Source organism: Saccharibacillus sacchari DSM 19268, from assembly GCF_000585395.1.
Taxonomy (GTDB): Bacteria; Bacillota; Bacilli; order Paenibacillales; family Paenibacillaceae; genus Saccharibacillus; species Saccharibacillus sacchari.
In genome coordinates, this window is record NZ_KK073875.1 from 4,988,854 (window position 1) to 5,015,391 (window position 26,538).

Here is a 26,538-nt window from a genome sequence, read left to right on the forward strand (position 1 = left end):
ATATTAGTCGTTGTAACCGTTAGGACGCGATTGATGCCAGTTCCAGGCGCTCGCGATGATCGTCTCAATGTTTTCGCGCGCCGGCGTCCAGCCCAACACTTCGCGCGCTTTTTGCGAGGATGCGATCAGGATCGCCGGGTCGCCCGCGCGGCGAGGTTCCGTTTTGACCGGAATTTCTTTGCCTGTCACTTTGCGCGCCGTCTCGATGATCTCGCGCACGGAGAAGCCGCTGCCGCTGCCGAGGTTGAACACGTCGCTTTTGCCGTCGTTTTTCAGGTAATCGATCGCCCGCAGATGCGCGTCCGCCAGGTCGCTGACATGCAGGTAGTCGCGGATGCACGTTCCGTCTTCCGTCGGGTAATCTTCGCCGAAGACGGAGATGTGCGAACGTTGTCCCAGCGCCGTTTGCAGGACGATCGGGATCAGGTGCGTTTCCGGACGGTGGTCTTCGCCGATCTTGCCGCTTTCGTGCGCGCCGGCCGCGTTGAAGTAGCGCAGAGCCACGTAGCGGACGTTCAGCACGCGGTCGTACCAGCGGATCATGCGTTCCATCATCAGCTTCGTTTCGCCGTAGACGTTGGTCGGCTCGGTGCGGTCCGTTTCTTCGATCGGCGTCTTTTCAGGTTCGCCGTAAGTCGCCGCCGTGGAAGAGAAGACGATGCGGCGCACGCCGGCTTCGTTCATTGCTTCCAACAGGCATAGCGTGCCGTACATGTTGTTGTCGTAGTATTTACCCGGGTTCTGCATGCTTTCGCCGACCAGGGAGTTCGCCGCGAAGTGAATAACGCCCTCGATCTCATTTTCCGCAAACAGTTTCTTCAGCAATTCTTTGTCGCGCAGGTCGCCTTCGTACAGTTTTCCGCCCAGCAACGCTTCCTTATGCCCCGTTTGCAGACTGTCGATCACGACTACTTCTTCGCCGCGTTCGAGCAAAGCCGCTACCGTATGGGACCCGATGTATCCTGCACCGCCTGTTACCAAAATCGCCATTATGTGTTCCTCCTTGGATTGGGACGATCGCTCGTCCTGATTAGGTTGAATCCTTGTGCTTGAAAAAGTTAGTTCCCGAGTTGCTCCACGCCTTCGCCGACGCCGCAGACGTAGAAGTCGCCTGTCAGTCCGGTGCGTGCTTGGTAGTTCTCGCCGACTTCGCGTACAAAGCGTTCCACGTCGTCTTCATGCACCAACGATACCGTGCAGCCGCCAAAGCCCGCTCCGGTCATGCGCGCGCCGAGCGTTCCCGGAATTTTGCGTGCTTCTTCGACCATGACGTCCAGCTCGTCGCAGCTCACTTCATACAGGTCGCGCAGCGAGTCGTGGGACAGGTTCATCAGACGGCCGAATTCTCCCAGATCGTTCGCCGTCAGTGCTTCGACCGAAGCCAGCACGCGCGCATTTTCTTCAATGACGTGCCGGGCGCGATTGCGAACCGTCTCGTCGGTCAAAGCCGATTTGAAGTCTTCGAACTGCGAAGGGGTAAGCTCGGCGAGGTAGCTCAGGTCGGCTTTGCAGCTTCTCAGGCGTTCCAACGCTGCCGTACACTGTTCGCGGCGTTCGTTGTACTTAGAATCGACCAGGCCGCGGCGCTTGTTGGTGTTGCCGATGACCAGCTTGTAGCTGCCCGTCCGGAACGGCACATGCTTGTATTCCAGCGTGTCGCACATGAGCAGGATCGCATGGTCTTTTTTGCCGTTCGCCACCGCGAATTGGTCCATGATCCCGCAGTTGACGCCGACGAAGTTGTTTTCCGCGGCCTGCGACAGCAATGCGATCTGCACCGTGTCGCGGTCATAGCCGCCCATTGCCAGCAAGCCGTAGCCTGTCACGACTTCGATCGACGCGGAGGAGGACAGCCCTGCACCGTTCGGAATCTCGCCGTGGTAGAACAGGTCATAGCCTTTCGATACCGGGAAACCGCGTTCCGCGAGTTCGACCATTACGCCGACCGGGTAATCCGTCCATTGTCCGCTTTTGTTCAAGCCGATCTCGTCGACCTTGATTTCCGCTTCTTCCGGCATATTGGTGGAAGCCAACGTGATCAAGCCGTCTTCGCGTTCGCGAATGACCAATGTCGTGCCGAACTCCAACGCTGCCGGCAGCACGTATCCGCCGTTGTAATCGATATGCTCGCCGATCAAATTCACGCGTCCGGGCGCATGGAACACACTCGGTTCAATGGCCGATTCACCGAATTTCCGTATAAACATTTGCTTGATAGACCCTGCATCCATTCTGAGATCACCTCGTAGGTTGTTTTGTTTACCTTGTGCCCTCAGTATAAAAGATAGCGTTCTCCTTGATAATGCACCGATGTGCGGACTGCATGGACTTATGTGACTTCCCTTTTCAAGAAGAGTATACTGGAGAAAAAGGCTGCACAAGCCGGAAAAGAAGGTTCACGATGAACGATGCTGCAAGCGACTTCTCCTACTCGGTTGCGCCCAATCCCGTTTACGATGATAAAGGCAGGCTGTATGTCTTGTTCGCCGGGGAAAGCCAAACTCTGCCCGAACACAAGATCGGACCCAAAATCTACGACTATTTCCTGCTGCATATCATTGAATCGGGCCGCGGCTCATTCGTGCACGAAGGACAGCCGTACGCGCTGGAAGCAGGCGACGCGTTCCTGATTCGGCCCGGAAGGCTGGTCAGCTATGTATCCGATAAAAGACAACCTTGGCGCTACCGATGGATCGCCTTCGCAGGTCCTTTGGCCGAAGATATCTTGCATACCGCCGGATTGACCTCGCAGCATCCCGTTTTTCGCCCGTCTACCGAGTCGAATATCCCTCGCTTGTTGATCGAGACGCTCGAGGCATTTCGCGCAAGGCGTGCAAGCGCACATCTCTCTTCACTCGGCAATCTGTACCTGATCCTGGCAGCGGCTGAAGACGCGGTGCGCGGCGACTCGGCGCTGCCCGCTGCGGATACGGCAGGCAGCCTGGCCGTCAAGCAGATGATTCGCTACATGACCGACCAATATGCGCATCCGGTGTCTATCGAAGATATGTGCCAGAGTTTGGGATACAACAGAGCCTATCTTGCGCGTCTTTTTAAAAAGGAAACAGGTGTCGCTCCGGTCACGTATCTGCTGCGGCTACGCATCGACAAGGCACGAAGCCTACTTCGCGAACGACCGGACTTGTCCGTTCAGCAGATTGCGTCTTCGGTCGGCTTGACTGATCCGCTATACTTTTCCAGGCAGTTCCAACGTTTGCATAGACAGTCGCCTACGGCTTACCGAGAATCGGTGCTCAAGCGGAAACGTCCGTCCGACGATTAACCCTACAAGACGCTTGCCTAACGATGTAATTATCCCAAAAGCAAACAAGCGAAGCAAAAAACCGTATTCCGCATAAAAGTCCCGCATTTTCGCTTGGACCCTTGAGGTCGCGAAAACGCGGGACTTTTATCAGAAACGGCTATTCAAAAAACGATATCGGGCACTTCTACCCAAGCAGCGCGTTGACTTTGCGATTCAAGCCGTCTTTTACTGCTCGCTTTCGGTTTTCAAAATCTTCTCGATCCGTTCAAGCTCTTCAGTCGTAAACTCCAACTGCTTCAACGTCTCGATATTTTCTTCGATCTGCGACACGCGGCTTGCGCCGATCAGAACGGAGGTCACGCGTTCGCCGCGCAGTACCCAAGCCAAAGCAAACTGCGCCAGGCTTTGACCGCGTGCGACAGCCATCTGGTTCAGCGCACGGACTTTGCGCATCGCCTCCGGCGTGATCTGATTCTGATTCAGGAACGGCGAAGCGCTGGCCGCACGGGAATCTTCAGGAACGCCGTTCAGGTATTTGTTGGTCAGCAGACCCTGTGCCAACGGACTGAACGCGATGCTGCCCGCCCCGCTCTCGTCCAACACATCCTGAAGGCCATGCTCGATCCAGCGATTCATCATCGAATAGCTCGGCTGATGAATCGTAAGCGGCGTGCCGAGGTCTTTGAGGATGGCAACCGCTTCGCGAGTTTGCTCCGCCGAATAATTGGATACGCCTATGTACAGCGCTTTGCCGGAACGCACGATATGATCGAGCGCTCGCATCGTTTCTTCAAGCGGCGTATCCGGGTCCGGACGGTGATGATAGAAAATATCCACATAATCCAAACCAAGCCGCTTCAGGCTCTGATCCAGACTGGAAACGAGATATTTGCGCGAACCCCATTCGCCGTACGGGCCGGGCCACATATAATACCCCGCTTTTGTGGACACGACCAGTTCGTCGCGGTAAGCTTTGAGGTCGGTTGCCAGTAAGCGCCCGAACATCTCTTCAGCCGATCCTGGAGGAGGTCCATAGTTATTCGCCAAGTCGAAATGCGTAATGCCCAGATCGAAGGCACGATGCACGATGTTTCGACCGTTTTCGTAAGCGTCAACGCCGCCAAAATTATGCCACAGTCCGAGCGAGATCGCCGGAAGCTTGAGTCCCGACCGCCCGCTGCGGTTATATTTCATCTGGTCATAGCGTTCTCCGCTCGCCTTATATTCCATCGCTTTTCTCCATCCTTTCATTTCGAAACTTGCTCCCATCCATCTTAGCGCCGAGGATGCCGATAAGCAAGAAAACGATTACATATTTTTTTCAACTTTCGTTAGACGTATCCAAGCAACTGCCGTACCCGTTCGGCCACAGCTCCCATGGCTTCCGTGATAAGCAGGTCGGCATGGCTGTCGTACGGGGTAGGCGTGCGATTGAGCAAAGCCAGATGCCCGCCCGTGAACATGCCGACCAGGCTGGCCGCCGGTTGAACGGTCAACGACGTGCCGCCGACGATCATCAGATCCGCTTCTTCGATGGCCTGGACGGAGGCTTCCAGCACATCCGAATCCAGCATCTCTCCATATAGCACGACGTCCGGTTTAAGCAATCCCCCGCACTTCGGGCATGCCGGAATCGCCGCATCGCCCATTACCGCATCGAGAGCGTAAGCAGTTCCGCAGGACGTACAGGTATTCCGAAGCACGGAACCGTGAAGCTCAAGCACGTTCCGGCTGCCCGCCTTCTGATGCAGACCGTCGATATTTTGCGTGATCACCGCGTTCAGTTTTCCGTTCTTCTCCAAGTCGGCCAACAGCCGGTGCATGGGATTCGGCTCCGCCTGCGGATAGACCATACGGCTTCGGTAGAACCGATAGAACGTCCCGGTTTCCCCGTAAAAAAATTCCCGGCTCAACATATCCTCCGGGGAATAAGGGAATTCGCTTTGACCGCTATCGTATAAACCTCCGGCTGAACGGAAATCGGGAATCCCGCTTTCGGTCGATGTGCCCGCTCCTCCGAAGAAGACGATCTTTCGAGCCTGACGGATCCGCTCTGCCAGCATTTCCGCGCGATCTGTTGTCATCGAATTTTCCTCCTCCGCATGCTGACCTGAATCTTCAATCAAAGTTTCGGACTCTAATACCCAATTCGCTATAATCTCCAATCACAAAGTCGGCAGCAGACATATGCGAACGGGGGCCTCCGCCTGACACGACGCCGATCGCAAGCCGTGCTCCTGCACGCTTGGCCATCTCCATGTCAGCACCTCCGTCACCGATCACAATCGCCTGTTCCGGCTGCACGCCAAGTCTGCGGCAGGCTTCGAATACGAGATCCGGTGCCGGCTTACCCTCCTGTACCAAGTCACGGCCGTTGATGCAGTCGAATAGCCCCTCAAGTCCCGCCCAACGCAGATGCTTGATCGCGGAAGACGTGCCGTCCGATGTCGCGACGGCGAGCTTGATTCCCGCTGCTTGTGCATTTTCGAGCAGCGCAATCACACCGGGAAGCGGGAGCACCGGCCTATCGGCTTCCAACCGTTCTTCCGCAGCAGCGGCAAACTTTCGCACGGCGTCTATGCTTTCATGCCAAGGCAGCCCAGCCCCGTATAACTGCCAGGCCAACACTCCGGTCAACTCATCGGCTGTAGCCAATGCCAACGGGCCCGAACGGTCATAATCGAGGATTCGCCCATTCTCGCCGCGCACTATGCCAAAAGCTTTCTCGGCGCTGCCTAGCCATTCTCCGCCCAATCGGAGCAATTTTCGCTCTGTGCGCTTCAGCATCTCGTCTGCCCAGCGTCCCCACAATGCCATAAAGTCCAGCAGCGTTCCGTCTTTATCAAAGATCAAAGCCTCGCAAGCGACTTCATGATCTGCGATCGTCAAATAAGAAATAGGCATACGTGTCCTCCCGTTTTAAAAAAAGCCGCGCAGAACCGTAAGTGTGCCGAAACGCCGCAAACACTTGACTGATTCTGCGCGGCTGATCCTTCGTTCCGAATCTTTGCGCTGCTATTGCCCGGCTTCCGCAGGAATCGCATCCAGCCAGGTTGAGATTAGGGTTACCGTTTGTTCGCGCTGCTGCGCTTCGGGAATCGAAGCTTTGCCGTCTCCGCCCTGTTCGCCGTAACTGCCGAAGTGACCGTGGTTTCCTCCTTCGATGACTTCGTATTGCGCATTTGCAGGCAGATAACCGCGACCTTCCTCGTAACTTTCCCGCTTCAATACTTGGTCTTCCGAAGCCGTGATCGACAGGGCAGGCATTTGCGTTTTGCTCAAATCGCCTTTCCCTTCGGCATACGAAGCGAGGAAGAAAATACCCGCGATCCGATCTGTATGTTCAACTGCATAACGGGCCGCAAATGGTCCGCCGAGCGAGTGCCCGCCTATCGCGAACGTCTCGTCCGGATATTTGTCTTGTACTTTTTCGGCTTCGTTTTGTCCCAGAAACGCGAAGTTGAACGGCATCTTCACAACCACCACATGCCGCCCGGTTGCTGCCAGGTCACGCGCAAACGGAGCATACACTTCCGGCTTCACGCGTCCCCCGGGATAGAAAATAACGCCAGGTTGCTTCACCGCCACCGTACTATCCGACCCGATCGCGGGTTCAAATTCGATCCAATCATCCGTTTGCGACACCGCTACGGCATCATCGCTTTTCAAAGCAGCAAGAGCCTCTTCGGATGGCTTGTACGGCGTGCTCACATACACGACGGCAGCCGCAATCAATACAAGCACCAGCACCAACACAATCGTCAGGATCAAGCGTCCTTTGCGGCGCGGCGTTCCTCCGGTCTTGTTTGGTCTGCCTCTTCGTTTTCCGCTATCGAACGGCTGAATCGGCGCTTTCGATCCTGTTAACATGACAACTTCCTCCTTACATCCAATAAGTTTCCCCGTCCCATTATAAAGAATCGCGACGAGTCCGGCAAAGGCAGTCCGGTATTTTTTACATATCGCAAAAAAGCCCGCGTCTCCGGTTAACGGAATGGACACGGGCTTTCGGCTCTATTACCGTGACCGTATCCGATTTTCGAGTTGCGCGGACGAACCTTTCTTGAAACGGAAAGGGTTCGATCCGCGCGCAAACCTCGTATCACAAGCGGTCAAAGTACTCATTTAGCTGTTTTTGGCTTGACGATAGGCTTCCGCGTACTGCGCCGCCTTTTCCCGAATCTTCGTCATATCGCCTGTTTTCAACGCTTCGCTGGTCAGATCGGAGCCGATTCCGACCGCCACGGCTCCTCCTGCGATCCAGTCACCCAGGTTGTCCACGGATACGCCGCCTGTCGGCATCAAATTCGCTTGCGGTACAGGACCTTTAAGCGTTTTGATAATCGAAGGCTCGAACATATTTCCCGGGAAAAGTTTCATGACGTCCGCGCCCAGTTCCAATCCTTTTAACAGATCAGAGATCGTTACGACACCAGGCATCACCGGAACGCGATACAGATTGCACATTTTGATCGTCTCTTCGTTCAATGCGGGCGAAACGACGAACTGCGAACCCGCCATGATCGCCATACGCGCCGTAACCGGCTCAAGCACCGTGCCTGCACCGATAACCGCAAAACGATCGGAATCTTGTGGCGCTTCAGGGTTATATACGCGGCTCAAACGCTCGATGGCTTGGAGCGCGTTAGGCACAGTCATGGTGATTTCGATAATCTTCACGCCGCCTGCAATCGCTTGTTCAGCCATTTCCACCACTTGTTCCGGAGAATCTCCCCGCAGAACCGCGACCACGCCGCAGTCCAAAATGCGTTGCAGCACTTTAATTTTCTTCATTAAGCTTCCTCATTCCTCTCCGATTCCGGCCGTGTACGGCGATTACGCCCGGCAATTTGTTCGATCCCTCATCCGCCGCTATGTACTCGCTTTCATTGTGCGCTATGCCGTTTTCCGGTGTCAATGAAAAAACGAAAATAAACCGATTAAGCACGTTCATTTCATTTTGGCGAAGGACCAACTGTCTCGTTTGAAACGAACACGTTCCTGACGCATCAAGAAGCTTTTTCACGCATTCAAGTCTTTTTTCCGTCCAGATCTAAAAAACAAAGAAAAATCGAAAAAATTGTAAATGCTCGCCAACCCGCACTACTGCAAGGATTTGGAAAGAAAACCTGGGTACATGGGGCTTTTTTGAGCTTGCTCGGCGTTTCATCCTAAAAAAGCGGTGGTAAATAGTTGGTGCACGCGGCAATAACAACTACTGAGGAGTGATTGAGATGGCAAACAGTCAGTCGGGCAACAAGAAAATGAGTCGCGAAGAAGCCGGTCGTCTGGGCGGAGAAGCTACGGCGAAAAAGCACAGCCGGGAGTTCTACCAGGATATCGGACGCAAAGGCGGCAAAGCTACGGCGAAATCGCACAGTCGGGAATTTTATCAAGAAATCGGACGCAAGGGCGGAGAAGCAACTTCCAATTCCCACGACAAGGACTTTTACCGGGAGATCGGACGCAAAGGCGGTCAGAAGTAATTTCGAATATGGGCAGACCGCTGAACCTACGTTTATTTCCCTCGCGCGCGCCAAACGAAAGAACCGATCATGCCGATTCGATTCTTTCGTTTGGACGTGCCTTTTTTGCGTTGGGCAGCTTTTTCCCGTCGAATGGACGATTTGTTTTCGGGACTTTGCTAGAAAAAAGTAACGGCATGTGTTAGACTGTTTAGAAAATTTAGCTTCATGCTTGGTCGGGTTTTCGCAAGTTCTTGCTTTGCTCGTTAACCGCGCTAAAGCTGTCATTTTAATATATCGTTCTGGGGGGAAAGTCATTATGGCACCGAAAAAAATGCGTTCCGACATGATCAAAAAAGGATTCGACCGCGCACCGCACCGCAGTCTTTTGCGTGCAGCCGGAGTTAAAGAAGAAGATTTCGGCAAACCGTTTATCGCGGTCTGCAACTCTTATATCGATATCGTACCGGGTCACGTGCACTTGCAAGAATTCGGTAAGATCGTGAAGGATGCGATCCGCGAAGCCGGCGGCGTACCGTTCGAGTTTAACACGATCGGGGTCGACGACGGGATCGCCATGGGCCATATCGGCATGCGTTATTCCCTGCCAAGTCGTGAAATCATCGCCGATTCGGTAGAAACGGTCGTCTCCGCGCACTGGTTTGACGGCATGGTCTGCATCCCGAACTGCGATAAGATCACGCCGGGCATGCTGATGGGCGCTCTGCGCGTCAACATCCCGACCCTCTTCGTCAGCGGCGGACCGATGAAAGCCGGCAAAGACAAGAACGGCCGCTCGATCTCGCTGACTTCGGTCTTCGAAGGCGTAGGCGCTCACCAAGTCGGCAAGATCGACGACCAAACTTTGCTTGAACTCGAACAATACGGCTGTCCGACCTGCGGATCATGTTCGGGCATGTTCACGGCAAACTCGATGAACTGTCTGGCTGAAGCGCTCGGCTTGGCTATGCCGGGTAACGGCACGATTCTCGCCGTTGCTCCGGAACGCCGCGAGTTCGTTCGTCAATCGGCTACCCAGTTGATGGAACTGATCAAGCTGGATCTGAAACCGCGCGATATCGTAACGGTTGAAGCGATCGACAATGCTTTCGCGCTGGATATGGCGATGGGCGGATCGACCAATACGGTTCTGCATACTCTGGCGCTGGCTCAAGAAGCGGGCATCGAGTATCCGATCGAACGCATCAACGAAGTGGCGAACCGCGTTCCTCACTTGGCGAAACTCGCTCCGGCATCCGACTGGCATATCGAAGACGTGCACAATGCGGGCGGCGTAAGCGCCGTGTTGAACGAACTGCTCAAAAAACCGGGCGCGCTGCATGCGGATCGCATCACGGTAACAGGCAAAACGATTCGCGAGAACGTTGAAGGACAAGAAATCCAAAATACCGAAGTGATCCATAAGATCGACAATCCGCATTCCGAACGCGGCGGCTTGGCTGTTCTGTTCGGGAACCTGGCTCCGGAAGGCGCGATCATCAAGGTCGGCGCGGTTGACGCTTCGGTGGGCGGCTATCACAGAGGCCCGGCAATCTGCTTCGACTCCCAAGAAGACGCGCTGGAAGGCATCGCGAAAGGCCAGATCAAAGAAGGCCATGTCGTCGTTATCCGCTATGAAGGACCTAAAGGCGGACCGGGCATGCCGGAAATGCTGGCTCCGACTTCGCAAATCGTCGGCATGGGCCTGGGCGCCAAAGTCGGCCTGATCACGGACGGACGCTTCTCGGGCGCATCCCGCGGAATCAGTATCGGCCACATCTCGCCGGAAGCGGCAGAAGGCGGACCGATCGCCTTCGTGGAAGACGGAGACTTCATTGAGCTGGACTTGAACAAGCGCACGATCCAATTGGAGATCAGCGACGAAGAATTCGCTGCTCGCCGCGCGAACTGGAAAGGCTTCGAGCCGAAGGTGAAGACCGGCTATCTGGCTCGTTACTCTAAGCTCGTGACCAATGCGAGCATGGGCGGAATCATGAAAATTTAATGTAGACAAAGCCCGGAGACTTCGGTTTCCGGGCTTTTTTTGTTGGGGAATTCTTTTTGTTTGGAGCGGGAGGTGGCTGCGAAAAGAATTTTTCAACGTCAAAAGCCCGGAGAGCGAGGGCTCCGGGCTTTGTATTGAGGTAGTGTAGGGGAAGAAACGTACACGTCCTGGATCTAAATATACTGATTTTCTACCGGATCGAAATCAATCCTGCAAAGTGACGCCGATACGAGAACGAGTAATTGAGTCTTTTCAGGTAACGGCGCCGGCCGGTTGTTTTTCGGCGGGGATGTTGTCCGAGGCTGCTTTTTCGCCGGTATCTTCAAGTGCGGTGCGGACGGGTTCATCCGCGGGTTTGCGTTTGCGGTCTGCTCGTTTATGGTTTTTGAAATCGCGGGTGAGCAAGACGTCCATCGGCATCAGCATGATTTTGGGCACGAGCAGCTGGGATTGTTCGCCCAGGCGCGACGCGCCGGAAGGATGCAGGACGCCGAGCAGGACTTTAAGATAGACTCGCGTCATTTTGGCAAATAAACCTTCCGGAAGATCGAGCACCTGGAATCCGAATTGTTCCGGGCCGCGGTTGATCATGCTGACGCCGTATAAGCCTTTCGCTTCGCGCAGCTTCGGATCGCGGCGAACATGTTCGGCGATTTTGGGCAGGCTCCGTTCCGTCTCGCGCACCATCAGGATTGCGGTCTGCATGGCGGAGCGGGAGCGGCTGCTGAAATCGAATAGCATTTTGTTGTCAAAATGCAGTTCCAAAATAGAGTCGCCTTTTTCCAAACGCTCGCCGTCCGCCAGTTCCAGCGTCTGACCCGAATATTTCGTTTGGCGAAAGTGGAAAAATGGAGCTCCCTCCGCTTCCTGAAGCCGGAAAGCCCATTTGAACGCTTTTTCGTATAACAGCCATCCACCGACCAAAGCACGCTTCATAGGGGACAGCTTTCGGCCTTTTGCTTTCTGCTCCGCTTTATGCGCTTTTTGCGTAGAAGCCATCAGTCGCTCGACCGTTACGCTGCGGAGCCCTTTCGCGTAAGCTTCTTCCAGAAAACGTTCGAGTGCGCGAATCATATTTTCAGGAGCCTCGTCATTTGCTCCAAGCGTAGCCCCGCAGTCATGCAACACAAGCACCTCGCCGCCGCGCATTTTTCGACGCATGCGTTTGAGCAAGCGATCTTCGCCGAGCCGTTTGCGCCAATCGCCAAAAATGCCGGACCAGAGCACCAACTTCAACTCATGCCGGCCGACCAAGTCGAACAGGTTGACGATGCCCCAAGGCGGACGGTAATACACGGAACGCTGTCCGGTTACGCGCTCGATTACTTCGTTGGTGCGATTCACCTGTTTGCGTACCGAGCCGGGCCACATTAACCAGTTCGCGCGGTGCACATAGTTATGAATGCCGATGCCGTGACCTTCCGCTTGCATGCGTTTCAGCAGCTCGGGATGTTGAGCAGCGTGCGAGCCAACGACAAAAAACGTCGCTTTTGCTTCATAACGCTTCAACATGTCGAGCAACTGCGCCGTATATCGCGGGTCCGGTCCGTCATCGAAGGTCATGGCGAACTCCGTTTCGCTCGTGCCCTTGCGGAAAGCCCGGAATCCGAAAATCCGGCTGATCAACCCCGGAATGAATGCGTAAAAAGATGATAAGTAAAATAGCCATATCAGCAAGGTCGTTTCCATTTCCGCTCTCCGTTTCTCTATTTTGAAGTTCGGGCAAGAGTTTTTGAACATTCTATTGCTCGCCGTCATCACTTTATTTTATCATAGGAATTAATGGAATCAATCCAAAAGTACGGACTTTCACGGTCTGACATCCCTTGCAAAGGAGCCTATTCATGATATCGTTGTACCGGAAATACTGGCGAACTGCTTTTGACATTGCCCTGATCGTACTGACTATCTATTTGGTCATGTTGGCATTCAGTTGGCTGTACGGCATCGCGGCACCTGTCTTTTTATCCATTGTCGTCTTTTTGATCATCGAACCTTTTGCCCGCTTTTTGCATCGCAGAAAATTACCCAAACCGTTGGCCTCCGCCATCTCGGTACTCCTCTTCGTTTCGGTCATTTTGGGAGCTTTATTCGGCGCAGGCTTGATTTTCGTCTCGCAGATTGCGCGACTCGCCGATAACTTGCCGGAGTATACCGCCATCATTCAGGTTCAATTTGCGAATCTAACCGAATTTTTACATAGCGAGCTGAATGCTCTTCCGGCTGGAACCGTGGAAAAAGCCAATGAATACTTTGCCCTGTTCACGGATCAATTGGCGGGTTGGCTGAAGTTTGCATTCTCGCACGTGCTTGCCTTCCTGACTTCTTTTTCCAGCTTTATTGTCAGTTTTACGATCTCGATCATCCTGGCCTTCTTCCTTAGTTCAGAGATCGTTTGGTGGAAAAAGGTCGCTAACGACAAAACGCCGAACACGTTCAAGCATGCTTACCAGTTTCTGAAAGATCATGTCTTCCGTTCAATCGGCTCTTATCTGAAAGCACAGGCGATTCTGGTTTTTATCACGTTTGCCATCGTTTATGCGGGTCTGTTGATTCTGCGCGTAGATAATGCGTTCGCGATTGCGATCGTGTCTGCCCTGTTCGATATATTGCCGCTGCTCGGCGTGCCCGCTATCTTCATTCCTTGGGTCATCTATCTGTTCATTGTGGGAAATACAGGCCTCGCGATCGGACTTATTGTTCTTCTTGCAGTCGTGATGCTGACGCGCCAACTGCTCGAACCTAAAATCGCGGGCAACTCGATCGGGATCTCTTCCGCTTATCTGATGCTCTCCTTCGTTCTGATCTCGACTTCGTTGTTCGGCATGGCCGGTTTGATTCTGGCGCCGATTCTGTTGATCCTGATCAAGGAGCTGCTTCAGGAAGGCTATCTGCAACGTTGGATTCGGATGCCGCAGGAGGAATTCGCTGTGCATCCGCTCAGTCCTTCCGGTGCGCAACCAACGCCTCCTCCTCCGTCGGACCCGCCGCCTGCCGCTCCAAGCGGGAGCCCGTCGGCTTCCGATCCGGATGCCGACGCACCGGACTAACCGTATGTACGCAGACGTTCCCTGAATGGGAGCGTCTTTTTTCATTTGATCCATGCCATGTAAAGTTCAGATGAAAGTTAGATGAAGGACGTTTGGTTAACGTTTTAACGATATGCGCTGCGGGTATAGGATTGACGTATGCCCATTTTATGTAAGGTAATTCCACCATCCGAAGCGAGGGAAAGGGGACTTGACGTGAGCGACGAAAAGAAACCGCAAAACGGCAGCGAACAAGAAGAAAACATGACGTTGACGACCAGACAAGGTCATCCCGTACGGGATAACCAGAATGTACGCACCGTAGGCAGCCGCGGACCGACCACGTTGGAAAATTACCAGTTTCTTGAGAAGATTACCCATTTTGACCGCGAGCGTATTCCGGAGCGAGTCGTCCACGCGCGCGGAGCGGGAGCTCACGGCGTCTTTACCGCGTACGGAACAGCCGGCGACGAGCCCGTATCGAAATACACCCGAGCCAAGCTTTTTCAGGAAAAAGGCAAAGAAACGCCGGTGTTCGTTCGTTTCTCCAGTGTTATTCACGGCGGCCATTCCCCGGAAACGCTGCGCGATCCTCGCGGATTCGCGACCAAATTTTATACCGAAGACGGCAACTGGGATTTGGTCGGCAACAACCTCAAAGTGTTCTTTATTCGCGACCCGCTGAAGTTCCCGGACATGGTGCATGCGTTCAAGCCGGACCCGATCACCAACGTGCAGAGCATGGAGCGCTTTTTCGACTTCGTATCGCTCAGCCCGGAAGCGACACATATGGTAACGTTCTTGTTCTCGCCTTGGGGCATTCCCGCCAATTACCGGCAGATGCAAGGGTCGGGCGTCAATACGTATAAATGGGTCAATACCGAAGGCGAAGCCGTATTGGTCAAGTATCATTGGGAGCCGCTGCATCAAGGCGTCAAAAACTTGACCCAGCAGGAGGCCAACTCGATTCAATCGACCGAATTCAATCACGCCACGCTCGACCTGTACGCAGCGATCGAAAAAGGCGATTATCCCGAATGGGAGCTTTGCGTGCAGATTATGGAAGATCATGAACATCCCGAGCTGGATTTCGATCCGCTCGACGATACCAAGTTATGGCCGCCGGAGCAGTTCCCATTCCTTCCGGTCGGCAAAATGACGCTGAACCGGAATCCGGAAGATTACTTCACCGAAGTCGAGCAAGCCGCGTTCGGTACCGGCGTGCTGGTCGACGGCCTGGACTTTTCCGACGATAAAATGCTGCAAGGTCGCACCTTCTCCTACTCCGATACCCAGCGCCACCGCGTCGGAGCCAACTATTTGCAGCTTCCGATCAACGCGCCGAAAACGCATGTCGCCACCAATCAAAGCGGCGGCCAGATGCAATATAAAGTCGACCGCGCTCCGGGCCAAAACCCGCACGTTAATTATGAACCTTCATCGATGGGCGGCTTGAAAGAAGCGCCCAAGCCGGGCAAAGACCACGAACCCGAATACCATGCCAAACTGGTCCGGGCTCCGATCGACCGCCCGAACAACTTCGGCCAAGCCGGCGATACGTACCGCTCGTTCGAAGACTCGGAACGCGACGAACTGATCAACAACCTGGTCGGCGCGCTGTCGCAATGCAAACCCGATATTCAAGAACGCATGATCGACTACTTTACCCAAGCCGACGCCGACTACGGACGCCGCGTATCCGAAGGCTTGGCCGCAACAGAAAAGACGCAATAAGCGGACAATCAGATCCTCGGAAAGCCATTGAAGAAGCCCAAGAAAAAGGCAAAGAATCCTGACCTTACTAAAAGGTTCAACACGAATCGAACTCGAATCTTATCAGCCCATTCTTTTCATCAAAAAGAGCTCCGGACCGAAGTCCGAAGCTCTTTTCTTGTTTCTTCCCTACCCCACTCTCACCGCTTAAAGTTTCGGGGGCGGAGGGTAAGGACTGTGAAGAAGCGATAGCGTTCGCCTTTGCCATTGGGAAAATACAATTAAAACTTCCAATCCTTTTTCCCGATGGCAACACGCGATCGTAACAGTCCTTACCCGCAGCTCCAAGCTCCGCAGAAATTTTAAACGGTAAACTTCGAAATCGAATCTTTCAGCTCGTTCGACGCATTGCTCAGTTTCGCCGACAACTCGACAAGTCGCACGCCGACGTTCTGCTGCTCGCTGCTCAGCGACGCCACTTCTTGCGACGTTGCCGAAGATTCTTCGGCAACCGCGCTAACGCTTGTCATCGCTTCTGCCATCGTCTTCTGCGCGCTGCCCAACTCGCCGATCGAAGTCGTTACGCCGTCGAGCTTGCCCGAGAACAGTTCCATCTGCTCCTGCACGGAATCGAAAATTCCTGTCGTTTGCTTCACGGATTGGACTTGCTCCTGGAACATCGGATATACGGCCGAGAGCGTGCGTACCGTTTCGTCCATCTCGGACTGGATGTTATCCGTAATTTCGCCGACCATGTCAATCGATTCGCGCGAACGGCTTGCCAACTGGCGTATTTCTCCGGCAACGACCATGAAGCCTTGACCGGCTACCCCTGCGCGTGCTGCTTCGATGGTAGCGTTAAGCGAGAGGATATTCGTTTGCTTCGTAATATTTTGCATCACGTCGAGTACCTTCATGACCGAAGCCGTGCTTTCTTTCAACGCATCGACTCTCGTAACCAGCGAGCGAACCATATTTTCCGTGCTTCCCGTCTGGCTGAGCAATTTATCGAGATGCTCCGTGCCTTGACGGCTCGCCGTTTGCACTTCGCGTGCGGAAACGTCCATTTCGCGGTTGGCCGAAACGACATTTTCCATCCGTTCGCCGATCCGCTCCGTCAATTCGGTGCTCTTCTCTGCTTCTTGAGCCAGGCTGGATGCGCCGTTTGCGATTTCTTCTGTTGCAATCGCAATCTCGCGTGCCGAGCTTGCCGTCTGCTTCGAAGCCTGCTCCAGCTCGCCTGCCGTGTCGAGAACCTGCTGCGCCGTGTCCGTCGTTTGGCGAATCAGGTCGGTAATGCGATCCATCATGCGGTTGAACGCGCTGGACAGCTCGCCGATTTCATCTTTGGAACGATAATCCGTGCGTACGCTCAGGTTACCTGTCGCGCCTTCTTGCATCAGACCTTTCAAATGCCCCAGCGGACGGCCGATCATGCGCACCATCCAGATCCCGATTACGACAGCGACAATGATTGCCACCAATACGAAGATCACGATCAGGGTCAGGATTCCCGCCGCGCCTTCCATCAGCACTTCGACAGGAACGGTACCGATCAATTTCCAACCGGAGCTTTCCATCGTATTGTAAGCAGCCAATACGGTAGTTCCGAACTGCTTGGCTTCAAATTTTCCGTTTGCGCCCAACTCGTCTTGCTCAAATACGTAAGTGGTCGGTTGTCCTCCCGAGCCCTTGACGTCCGAAGCCACGTTCGTGCCGTCAGCAGCCAAAAGTTCGATATGGCTGCCTTCGCCGAAGTTTACGGATGCCAATTGATCTTCCAGCGTTTTCACGTCAAGCTGCAAGCCGATAATGAATTTGGCGCCGCTGCCGTTTGTAGTCGACATCAAACGTGCCAATGTATAGCTTCCGCGAGTTGCGTCTGTCGGCAGCCACAATACGTTATTTTTTCCACCCGTCAGATCCGCATACCAGGTCGTCCCCCGGATTTCTTCGGGAGTCGGCAATTGATTGCCTGCCGTGAAGAATTCGGTCGAAGTCTCATCCGTAGGCAGGAAATAGATCGCTTGGAGACCCGTTGTGACATTGACCTGGTTGCTCAGCGATTCATTGATCTCGCGAATAGCCTGGAAACGGTCAAAGTCGGTTGCCGACCGCTGCAAATTATTGATCGCGTCCTGAATCTCCGGATTGAAGAAAATCTGCGTCGAAGAGTCCATATAACGCTGCAGGATGATATCGAGTTTCTGCGACGTTTGAATAACCGTTTGCTCATTCGCGGAGGCTGCGTTCTCTTTGATCGTATCGCGTGCTTTGACGTAGGACATAATGCCGAGTGACGATACGAACACAACCATGCTCGCAAGGAAAATAAAGAATAATCGAATCCCGACCGACTTGCTCGGGTCGAGCGCGCGCCAGTTTTTAACGAAATCGAGCATCGTGGTTCCGAAATTTCGAGTGAAACGTTTCGATTTTGTTGGATTAAAAGCTTTGTTTTTGCCCAAAGACCTAAAAGCACTAAGGCTTTTCTTTTTTAAAGCGTTATCATTTTGTACAGTGCCGTCAGAATCATTTTCCAAATCCGACGGTGTCGATTTCGGTAGCGTTTTCTTTTTTTCGCGCGTTTTTTTCGGACCTCTGTCTTTTTTCAGCAGCTTCAGCGAAGGCTTCCCTTTTCCTTCGATCTTGCCGCCCTCCGGCTCGAGTACTGGGTTTTCCCCGTTCTGCTCGCCCTGTTTTTTCATCATACCCATGTCCCCACCCGCCAGTCATTAGAATCAGCGTTGTAACACCGGAAAATGAGAAAGCGCTCTCGCACTTATCTATGTAACTAGTATCTTGTCGACTCTTAGTTAGAGCATTGCGTTTGTATGAAAAGCATACGTTTTAGGCGCGTTTCATACAGGCGCAAGCTTACTTTCACGTTGACAAGATACTAGTCCTTTGTCCCACTTCGAATGTCTCGTTTAGTAAGCTAACATTGATCTGGGACAAAGGACCGCTTTCATTTAAAAAAAGTCCGGGATTACAAAATGCTGGATATCTCTATTATCGGCATAAGCAAGCAAAAAGCAAAGGGAAATACGCACTTTTTCAAAAAAATTTAGCTTAAAATCAAAACCCTTCAGATCCGCTAAAGATTTGAAGGGTTTTGAAAGGAGTTCTAAAGAACCATGACCGAAGTCATTCAATGATATTCTATTTTTTCACATTTTTCTTGCGCATCATGTCGAAATAACGCAGTGGCTGGTCTACTTTCAACTTCACCCGCTGCATAGGGTGACGAGCGGCGTCCAGTTCGTTGCCTTCTTCATCCCAGATCGTTCCGACGACTTGCTTGAAGAATGTACCGTCCGGACCGAAAAATTCGATTTCCGTGCCAGGTTTGAAATGGTTGCGCTGCTGAATCGTCGCGATTTCGGTCTCTGCATCGTAGTCGAGCACCAGTCCCGCGAAGTCGTACGGCACAGCCTTCTCTTCCGGTTCATAGATATGATCTTCGTGATCCGGCGTATCGTAGAAGAAGCCTGTATTGAGCGGACGATTCGCCGCTTTGTTCAGCTCTTCCATCCATTCCGGCTTCAGTACATAATTTTCCGGGTCGGCCATATAGGCATCAATCGCTTGACGATATACATTGACGACCGTCGCCACATAGTGGATCGACTTCATGCGTCCTTCAACCTTGAAGCTGTCGATGCCGACTTCAATCAGATCGGGAATGGAACCGAGCATGCACAAGTCTTTCGAACCCATGGTGAACGCGTTATCTTCCGCCAGGAACAACGGATTACTTTCCGTTTCCATCTGCTGTTCTTCGGATACCCAATCGCCTTCCGGAGAAGAATTTTCGAACAGGTCGTATTTCCAACGGCAGGATTGGCAGCAGCCTCCCCGGTTCGAGTCGCGGTCCGTAAAATGGTTCGACAGCACGCAGCGGCCCGAATACGACGAGCACATCGCGCCGTGCACGAACGATTCGATCTCGATATCGACGTTCTTTTTGATCTCGGCGATCTCTTCCAGACTGGTCTCTCGTCCCAACACGACGCGCGGCAGTCCTTCTTCTTTCCAAAATTGCACAGCCTGCCAGTTCAGCGTCGACTGTTGGGTGCTCAAATGAACTTCGATCAGCGGAGCCGCCGTTTTGGCCGTCTCCACGATGATCGGATCGGCCGTGATGATCGCCGCGATCCCTGCATCCTGAAGATTGCGAAGATACTCGGCAATCCCGTCCAAATCCTCTTCATGCGTATAAATATTGGTCGCGACGAATACTTTGGCACCGTATTTGTTCGCGAACTCCACGCCTTCTTTCATTTCCTCGAAGCTGAAGTTATCCGCGTTCGATCGCAAGCCGTAGGCTTGTCCCCCGATATAAACGGCGTCTGCCCCATAGTGCACGGCAAATTTCAGCTTTTCCAGATTGCCGGCCGGCGCCAGCAGCTCGGGCTTGTCCAGACGATAACGTTTCCCTTTATGCTGCGGCTTCGATTGAACCGGCGTTTGTGTCATTTCCACGTTGCAATCCCCTTCCCTTTCTCAATAAACCTGTTCTTTGTAGAAAAATCCGAATGACAGCTCGCGACGAGGGTCTTGCAAATCACGAATCTCGTCCAACCAAGCTTCGTCGAACGCGTAACCTTCCGGGTCGGACACGAAAGAGTCGATGGCTTTGCGATACGCACGCGCGGCTGCCGCATTATAAGCTGTATTTTTTAGAATGCCTTCGATCTTGAAACTTTGTACGCCGGCCTCCATCAACAGATGCAGGTCCTCCAGAATACAGATATCGCCGGAACTCATAATATGCGTACCGTTGGAATCCTCGTAAATCGGGAATAATTCATCGCGACGCTCGGCTTCGATCAGGTACAACCCGCGATTCAGTCCGACGTTATCATCTTCCACAGGTCGTCCTTGATTCGCCATATAGCTATGCACCAAGCTGCGTTTGGAGTGGTAGATGTTCGTCATGCCATGCACCTGTACCTGAGCTTCCACTTCCAGATTCGGCATCATGCCCGTCACTTCGTCCATATTCAACTCACGCGCCAGAACGACTCTTGTCGCGCCGCGACGTCCCCAATAGTTGGATGTGCCGTGGTTCGTTGACGTCATCTCCGCGTTCCAGTGCAGCGGCATGTCCGGCAACAATTTGCGTACCTGCATCAATACGGAAGGATCGCCGAACTCGATGCCGTCGACGCCGATCTCGCCCATTTTCTCCAAATAACCCGGTAAAGCAGGCAGCGTATCGTTATCCATGAGGTTATTGGCGCAAACATAGATCTTAATTCCTTTCGGATGCGCAAAAGCAACCGCTTCTGCGATCGCCTCCGGCGTAAATTCACCGGGCAGACGCATTCCGAACTTCTCTTCCCCCAATAAAAAAGCATCGCAACCGGCTTCCGCCAGTGCTTTCAATTCATCCAGTGTGCCGCAAGTTGCCAACAATTCGGGTCTGTATCCCAAAACGGCCACCCCCTTCTTTATATCCTTATCGACGCAAGCCGGGACAGTCAGTTGCCTCCGGCATTGCTTTCTTCGATATTTTTTTCATGTTCGGCAAACGTCTTCGCAAATAAATGCTCGCCCGAGCCGTCTTTTTTCGTTACGTAAAAGAAATAATCCGACGCTTCGGGCTGAAGTGCCGCTTCGATCGACTTCAAACTCGGCGAAGCGATCGGCCCCGGAGGAAGTCCTTCGTTTTTATACGTGTTATACGGACTATCGATCTCCAAATCGGAGTACAAGAGCCGCTCCTTCTGCTCACCCAATGCATACTGGACAGTGGCATCGATCTGAAGCTTCATCGGGTCGTTCAAGCGATTATAGATGACTCCCGCGATCAGCGGTCGTTCCGAATCGACAACGGCTTCGCGTTCAATCAATGAAGCCGCGGTCAATAGCTCATGCACGGTCAGGCCGCGTTCCTTGAGCAGATTGTCGAAGTCCGGAATCGATTGCAGCTTCTTGCCGGTCTCCTGCACCAATCGACGAACGACGTCTTCTTCGGTTGCATCCGTACTAAATTCATACGTATCCGGGAACAAATAGCCTTCCAGCGCATACTGAAGTCCTTCGTTATCCGGAACGCCCGCAGGCAGATCATCCGCGAATTTCTCCGGTTCGCGAGTCAGCTGGCGAATCGTTTTCGCATCCCAGCCTCCGGTTTCGCTGAGCCGCTCCGCAATTTGCTTGATCGTAAAGCCTTCCGGAATCGTGACTTTTACCGACCCCTGCTGATCGCCGGATGCCGACGCCGCGCCCGCTTTTTCATTCAAAACCGCCGTAATGGCCGCATAATCGGAACCTGGAAACAATTCGTGCGTCCCCGCTTTGAAGGAACTGCCTTCATTTTCGATTCTCAAATAAATTTTGTACAGAAGAGCGCTTCGAATCAGCCCTTCTTCCTGTAATCGGTCGGCAATACCGGCTGTACCGGTTCCTTCCGCGATCTCAAAAGCGACCGCTTGATCCGAAACCGGAACGGGACGCATCGAAGCATAGACAAAGGCCCCGATCGACGCGACGAGCAGCAATATAATCAGGAAAAAAGCCAACGGTGCTTTGGATCTCTTTTTCGTTTTCGTCACTACGGCGCACATCCTTTTCAGGCTTCCGGTATGGAAAATCGAGTAAAAAGGGCGGACTGCTCCGCCCTTCAACGTTTTTTTGCGCATGGCAAAACGGACCAGGCTCACCGGGTCCGCTTGCTTTACCGATTCCCTTAGATTTCTTCCGGGAAAGTGAGTTCGTCGAACAGCTCGGCTACATTTTCCCACTCGTCATCGTCGTCGATCGTCGTCAATTGAACTTCGCCTTCCGGTGAAGTTTCGATCTTGAGAATCTGCACATCGTCATCGGCTCCGGCGTTCTCGTTTTGCAAAACTGCATACGCGCCGCCGCCCACTTCGAACTCTTTCAAGATTCGGTACGTCACCGATTCGGCATTCTCGTCGATCAGCTCGACATCCAATCCGTATACCTTCTCCAACTTGTTCGTGTATACGACCTGACTTGCGGAAAATTCAGTCATAGCTTTTATTCCTCCCCGTCCAATTCGGCAACAAGTGTGTTGAAAGTCTCTTCGACGATCTGCCATTCGGCTTCGTCTTCAATTACATAGAGCTTCAAATCATCGTCGTCTTCCTCATAGCGGAATGCATAGACTTCGTCTGCTTCTTCATCATCCGAATCCAGCGGAACAACCATCATATACTTGCTGTCGGAGCCGTCCACTTCGAATTTCATGATAACTTCAAAGCCTTCTTCCTGACCTTCTTCATCAGGGATATAAATAATTTCCGGCTCTTCGCCTACGAGATTGGAATCGTTTGCCATGCCCGTCACCCTTTCACCGTTTTGATTTGGAATCGAGATAATTTTGCAAGATCAGACCCGCCGCGATCTTGTCGACGACCTGTTTGCGCTTCTTGCGACTGACATCAGCTTCGAGCAGCGTTCGCTCGGCGGATACTGTTGTCAGACGTTCATCCCAGAGGTGAACAGGCAGACCCAGCAATTCCCGCAGCGATTCGGCGAACTCGATGCACAGCTCGCCGCGCGGACCGATCGTGCCGTTCATGTTTTTCGGAAGACCGACAACGACCTCTTCGGCTTCATTCATCTTCGCAAGCTCGACGATCCGCTGCAAATGCGAATCGTCTTCGCGGCGCTGGATGACTTCGATGCCTTGCGCAGTCCAGCCGAAAGCGTCGCTCACCGCGACGCCGATTCGGCGATCCCCATAATCGAGACCCAGCAATTTCATGATACCTATCTCCTATCGAAGCTTGGACAAATAAGAACGGACCAGCTCTTCGATCAGCTCGTCGCGCTCCTTCTTGCGGATCAGGCTTCGCGCGTTGTTATGTCTCGGGATGTAAGCCGGATCTCCGGACAATAAGTAGCCTACAATCTGATTGATTGGATTGTACTCTTTCTCCACAAGCGCGTCGTACACGGTAAGCAAGATTTCCTCTGCGGAAGTTTCTTCATCGCCTTGTACGTTGAACTTTACAGTTTTGTCCATGGAATCCATAAGGATTACACCTCGCTTCGCAAAGCGTCCGCGTGCACGCGGCGCGCCTTGACGCCTTAATTGTTGAATCTTATTTATCATATCACACTTTTCCCGGATCAAGAAACGGGGAATCGGGTGAAGATGAAGGCCAAGAATTAAGCGTTCAGCGATTGTTCAAGAACGGATACGGCCTTATCGAGCGCTTCTTGCAGCTTCGATGCATCTTTGCCTCCGGCTTGCGCCATGTCGGGACGACCGCCGCCGCCGCCGCCGCATACGGTTGCGGCTTCTTTAACCAGCTTGCCGGCATTCAAGCCGCGAGCCGTCAGCTCTTTTGGAACGACAACGACAAAGTTGACTTTGTCTTCGGAAGGCGCGCCCAGTACCAATACGGCTTGGGGCAGTTTCACTTTCAGTTCATCCGCCAACGAACGAAGGCCGTCCATATCGGAAGCCGATACTTTCTCGGCCAAGACCTGTACGCCGCCTACTTCGCGAACATTGTCCGTCAGTTGACCGGCTTCGATCGCGCCCAGTTTGCCGCGAAGCGATTCGATCTCGCGCTCTGCATCCTTAAGTTGTTTGTTCAGACCGTCGATCCGCTTCGGAACTTCGGTAATCGGCGTCTTGAGCGCTGCTGCCGATTGCTTCAGCAGCTCAAGCTGCTCGTCGAGGTACAGGTACGCTCCGCGTCCCGTCAACGCTTCGATTCGGCGCACGCCGGAACCGATGCCGCTCTCGCCGACAAGCTTGAACAATCCGATCTCGCTCGTATTCCGAACATGGCAACCGCCGCACAGCTCCAGGCTGTAATCGCCGATTTCGACCACGCGGACGATGTCGCCGTATTTTTCGCCGAACAGAGCCATCGCGCCCATTGCTTTGGCTTCTTCGATGCCTTTGAGTTCGATCTGCACGTTGACGCCTTTCCAGATCTGCTCGTTCACGCGACGTTCCACATCGGCCAACTCTTCTTGCGTGATGCTGCCGAAGTGCGAGAAGTCGAAGCGCAGACGCTGCGGTTCAACGAGCGATCCTGCTTGGTTAACATGCGTGCCCAGCACTTCTTTGAGCGCTTTATGCAGCAAATGCGTCGCCGTGTGATTCTTCTCGATTGCCGTGCGCGAATCGCGTTCCACGCTTGCGCGAACATCATCGCCGACGTGAAGCTCGCCGGATTCGACGGTTACTTGGTGCACGTGTTGGCCGCCCGGTGCTTTTACCAGACCTTCGACATTCAGCGTTCCGGTAAAGGAAGAGATGGTCCCCACGTCGCTGACCTGGCCGCCGCTTTCCGCGTAGAACGGAGTCTTGTCCAGTACGACGAGCGCCGAATCGCCTTCGCCTACGGATTCTACGATTGCGCCGTCTTTGATCAAAACGACGATCTTCGCTTCGACAGACGTTTCACCGTAGCCTACGAATTCGCTTGCCGCTTCCAGTTCGGACAATGCGCCGCCCTGGATGTTCATGCCGCCGCCTTTTTTATGCGCTTCACGGGCTCTTGTACGCTGCTCTTGCATCGCCGTCTCGAATCCGTCGCGATCTACCGTCATGCCGTGTTCCAACGCGAAGTCTTCGGTCAGGTCGAGCGGGAAGCCGAACGTGTCGTACATTTTAAACGCGTCTTCGCCGCCGATCACGCTCTCGCCTACTGCCTTGGCACGCTCTGCCGTCTCCGTCAGAATCGCCAGACCGTCGGACAACGTCTTGAGGAAACGTTCTTCTTCCAGACGAATCACGCGTTCGATCAGTTCGCGGCTATCTACGATTTGCGTGTAGTATACGCCCATTACGTCGCCTACGGTGCGAACCAGCTCATACAGGAACGGACGGTCAAGCCCGATTACGCGTCCGTAACGAACGGCGCGACGGAGCAAACGACGGATGACGTAACCCCGACCTTCGTTCGAAGGCTGAACGCCGTCGCCGACAGCGAACGTTACCGTACGCACGTGGTCAGCGATAACTTTAAGCGCAACGTCATGCTCTTCGCTTACGCCGTATTCGATTCCTGCCAGCTTCGCCGTATGCTGAATCATCGGCTGGAACAGATCCGTGTCGAAGTTCGAGTTCACGTCTTGCAGAATGGACGTCAGACGCTCCAGGCCTGCGCCCGTATCGATGTTTTTGTTCGGGAGCGGCGTGTAGCTGCCGTCTTTATTATGGTTGAATTGCGAGAATACGAGGTTCCATACTTCGAGGAAACGCTCGTTTTCGCCGCCCGGATACATCTCCGGATCATTCGGGTCCAATACGCCGTAAGCGTCGCCGCGATCGTAGAAGATTTCGCTGCAAGGTCCGCAAGGGCCTTCACCGATATCCCAGAAATTTTCGTCGCCCAGCTTGATGATGCGCTCGGCCGGCAGACCGACCTTCGTATTCCAGAGCATGAACGCTTCTTCGTCTTCCGCGTATACGGTTACGCTGATGCGCTCCGGATCGAAGCCGATCCATTGCGGTCCGGTGAGGAACTCCCACGCCCACGTGATCGCTTCTTCTTTGAAGTAATCGCCGATCGAGAAGTTACCCAACATTTCGAAGAACGTATGGTGGCGACGCGTCTTGCCCACGTTCTCGATATCGTTGGTGCGAATACATTTTTGCGAGTTCGCGATTCTTGGATTTTCCGGCTTCACGCGGCCGTCAAAATACGGTTTCAGCGGTGCCATACCCGCATTGATCCACAGCAGGGACGGATCATTGTGCGGCACAAGCGGCGCGCTCGGTTCAATATGGTGACCTTTTTGTTCGAAGAATTCAAGCCATTTAGAGCGGATTTCACTAGCTTTCATCATTTTCGGACCTCCGTTTATGAATGTTAAAAAACATAAAAAACGCCCCTGAAATATTCAGGGACGATTGCTCGCGGTACCACCCTGGTTATCGCCCCATGACTTCGGCCTGCATCAAGCAGCGTGAAGGCAATTATGGACGATCTCCTCGTTCGCGTCCGTTAACGGGGACGAGTCGGCTGCGGCAAAATCTGCCAAGCACTCCGGAATCAGCTTTCGGTCCGTTGGCCTCCCAGGCTCTTCCACCCATGCGCATCTGCACAAGGAGCCTGT

The 26,538-nt window shown here is 53.4% G+C and carries 22 protein-coding genes; 5 read left to right on the plus strand and 17 right to left on the minus strand.

The genetic code is table 11. The annotated features are described in order from the left end of the window. Positions 1 to 3: 3 nt before the first annotated feature. Both galE and SACSAC_RS21600 read right to left on the minus strand, forming a co-directional pair. Positions 4 to 990 carry a UDP-glucose 4-epimerase GalE gene (gene galE, locus SACSAC_RS21595; protein ID WP_037290241.1) on the minus strand — a complete coding sequence of 329 codons (987 nt, stop codon included), beginning with the start codon at positions 988 to 990 and terminating at the stop codon, positions 4 to 6. Between the two features lie 68 nt (positions 991 to 1,058). After that, complete coding sequence (locus SACSAC_RS21600) at positions 1,059 to 2,231, minus strand: galactokinase (protein ID WP_037290244.1); 1,173 nt, start codon at positions 2,229 to 2,231, stop codon at positions 1,059 to 1,061. A 170-nt stretch (positions 2,232 to 2,401) separates the two neighbouring features. Here SACSAC_RS21600 and SACSAC_RS21605 point away from each other — a divergent pair, with 170 nt between their 5' ends. Further along, entirely contained in the window at positions 2,402 to 3,283 is an 882-nt protein-coding gene (locus SACSAC_RS21605) for an AraC family transcriptional regulator (RefSeq protein WP_037290245.1), read from the plus strand. A 207-nt stretch (positions 3,284 to 3,490) separates the two neighbouring features. Here SACSAC_RS21605 and mgrA read toward each other — a convergent pair whose 3' ends face one another. The 5 genes from mgrA to SACSAC_RS21630 form a co-directional block, all read right to left on the minus strand. Next, entirely contained in the window at positions 3,491 to 4,495 is a 1,005-nt protein-coding gene (gene mgrA, locus SACSAC_RS21610) for an L-glyceraldehyde 3-phosphate reductase (RefSeq protein WP_037290247.1), read from the minus strand. A 101-nt stretch (positions 4,496 to 4,596) separates the two neighbouring features. Further along, on the minus strand, positions 4,597 to 5,349 hold the full coding sequence (locus SACSAC_RS21615; RefSeq protein WP_037290250.1) for an NAD-dependent protein deacylase: 753 nt from the start codon (positions 5,347 to 5,349) through the stop codon (positions 4,597 to 4,599). A 34-nt stretch (positions 5,350 to 5,383) separates the two neighbouring features. Beyond that, a complete protein-coding gene (locus tag SACSAC_RS21620; protein ID WP_051507314.1) occupies positions 5,384 to 6,169 on the minus strand; it encodes an HAD family hydrolase in 786 nt (261 codons plus the stop codon). A gap of 111 nt (positions 6,170 to 6,280) precedes the next feature. Further along, positions 6,281 to 7,135, minus strand: a complete 855-nt coding sequence (locus SACSAC_RS21625; RefSeq protein WP_051507315.1) for an alpha/beta fold hydrolase — start codon at positions 7,133 to 7,135, stop codon at positions 6,281 to 6,283. Positions 7,136 to 7,390: 255 nt separating this feature from the next. Further along, positions 7,391 to 8,059 carry a bifunctional 2-keto-4-hydroxyglutarate aldolase/2-keto-3-deoxy-6-phosphogluconate aldolase gene (locus SACSAC_RS21630; RefSeq protein WP_037290252.1) on the minus strand — a complete coding sequence of 223 codons (669 nt, stop codon included), beginning with the start codon at positions 8,057 to 8,059 and terminating at the stop codon, positions 7,391 to 7,393. Positions 8,060 to 8,499: 440 nt separating this feature from the next. On the opposite strand from SACSAC_RS21630, the gene SACSAC_RS21635 reads away from it, so the two are divergent. After that, on the plus strand, positions 8,500 to 8,751 hold the full coding sequence (locus SACSAC_RS21635) for a KGG domain-containing protein (protein ID WP_037290253.1): 252 nt from the start codon (positions 8,500 to 8,502) through the stop codon (positions 8,749 to 8,751). Between the two features lie 298 nt (positions 8,752 to 9,049). Beyond that, a complete protein-coding gene (gene ilvD, locus SACSAC_RS21640) occupies positions 9,050 to 10,735 on the plus strand; it encodes a dihydroxy-acid dehydratase (protein ID WP_037290256.1) in 1,686 nt (561 codons plus the stop codon). A 252-nt stretch (positions 10,736 to 10,987) separates the two neighbouring features. Here the strand turns inward: ilvD and SACSAC_RS21645 are convergent, their stop codons facing one another. Beyond that, on the minus strand, positions 10,988 to 12,424 hold the full coding sequence (locus SACSAC_RS21645; protein ID WP_037290258.1) for a polysaccharide deacetylase family protein: 1,437 nt from the start codon (positions 12,422 to 12,424) through the stop codon (positions 10,988 to 10,990). 155 nt (positions 12,425 to 12,579) lie between these two features. On the opposite strand from SACSAC_RS21645, the gene SACSAC_RS21650 reads away from it, so the two are divergent. Beyond that, the gene (locus SACSAC_RS21650; protein WP_037290260.1) at positions 12,580 to 13,785 is read left to right on the plus strand and encodes an AI-2E family transporter; all 1,206 of its coding nucleotides are present in this window, start codon (positions 12,580 to 12,582) and stop codon (positions 13,783 to 13,785) included. Positions 13,786 to 14,028: 243 nt separating this feature from the next. Next, positions 14,029 to 15,498, plus strand: coding sequence for a catalase (locus tag SACSAC_RS21655; RefSeq protein ID WP_156951151.1), 1,470 nt, complete (start codon positions 14,029 to 14,031; stop codon positions 15,496 to 15,498). A 341-nt stretch (positions 15,499 to 15,839) separates the two neighbouring features. Here SACSAC_RS21655 and SACSAC_RS21660 read toward each other — a convergent pair whose 3' ends face one another. The 9 genes from SACSAC_RS21660 to alaS all read right to left on the minus strand — a co-directional run bounded on the left by SACSAC_RS21660 (position 15,840) and on the right by alaS (position 26,265). Further along, positions 15,840 to 18,188: a methyl-accepting chemotaxis protein gene (locus SACSAC_RS21660; protein ID WP_051507316.1), complete on the minus strand. Its 2,349-nt coding sequence runs from the start codon at positions 18,186 to 18,188 to the stop codon at positions 15,840 to 15,842. Positions 18,189 to 18,639: 451 nt separating this feature from the next. Next, positions 18,640 to 19,956 carry a peptidase U32 family protein gene (locus SACSAC_RS21665; protein ID WP_037293492.1) on the minus strand — a complete coding sequence of 439 codons (1,317 nt, stop codon included), beginning with the start codon at positions 19,954 to 19,956 and terminating at the stop codon, positions 18,640 to 18,642. Positions 19,957 to 19,983: 27 nt separating this feature from the next. Then, positions 19,984 to 20,916: a peptidase U32 family protein gene (locus tag SACSAC_RS21670; protein ID WP_037290262.1), complete on the minus strand. Its 933-nt coding sequence runs from the start codon at positions 20,914 to 20,916 to the stop codon at positions 19,984 to 19,986. A gap of 47 nt (positions 20,917 to 20,963) precedes the next feature. Then, on the minus strand, positions 20,964 to 22,040 hold the full coding sequence (gene mltG / locus SACSAC_RS21675) for an endolytic transglycosylase MltG (RefSeq protein WP_245608672.1): 1,077 nt from the start codon (positions 22,038 to 22,040) through the stop codon (positions 20,964 to 20,966). Positions 22,041 to 22,174: 134 nt separating this feature from the next. Then, complete coding sequence (locus SACSAC_RS21680) at positions 22,175 to 22,483, minus strand: DUF1292 domain-containing protein (RefSeq protein WP_037290263.1); 309 nt, start codon at positions 22,481 to 22,483, stop codon at positions 22,175 to 22,177. A gap of 5 nt (positions 22,484 to 22,488) precedes the next feature. After that, a complete protein-coding gene (locus tag SACSAC_RS21685; RefSeq protein WP_037290266.1) occupies positions 22,489 to 22,788 on the minus strand; it encodes a DUF1292 domain-containing protein in 300 nt (99 codons plus the stop codon). A gap of 13 nt (positions 22,789 to 22,801) precedes the next feature. Further along, positions 22,802 to 23,218, minus strand: coding sequence for a Holliday junction resolvase RuvX (ruvX, locus tag SACSAC_RS21690; protein ID WP_037290269.1), 417 nt, complete (start codon positions 23,216 to 23,218; stop codon positions 22,802 to 22,804). A 12-nt stretch (positions 23,219 to 23,230) separates the two neighbouring features. Further along, positions 23,231 to 23,488, minus strand: coding sequence for an IreB family regulatory phosphoprotein (locus tag SACSAC_RS21695; RefSeq protein WP_037290272.1), 258 nt, complete (start codon positions 23,486 to 23,488; stop codon positions 23,231 to 23,233). Positions 23,489 to 23,625: 137 nt separating this feature from the next. After that, positions 23,626 to 26,265 (minus strand): alanine--tRNA ligase, encoded by a 2,640-nt coding sequence (gene alaS, locus SACSAC_RS21700; RefSeq protein WP_037293496.1) that lies wholly within the window; start codon positions 26,263 to 26,265, stop codon positions 23,626 to 23,628. Positions 26,266 to 26,538 lie beyond the last annotated feature (273 nt).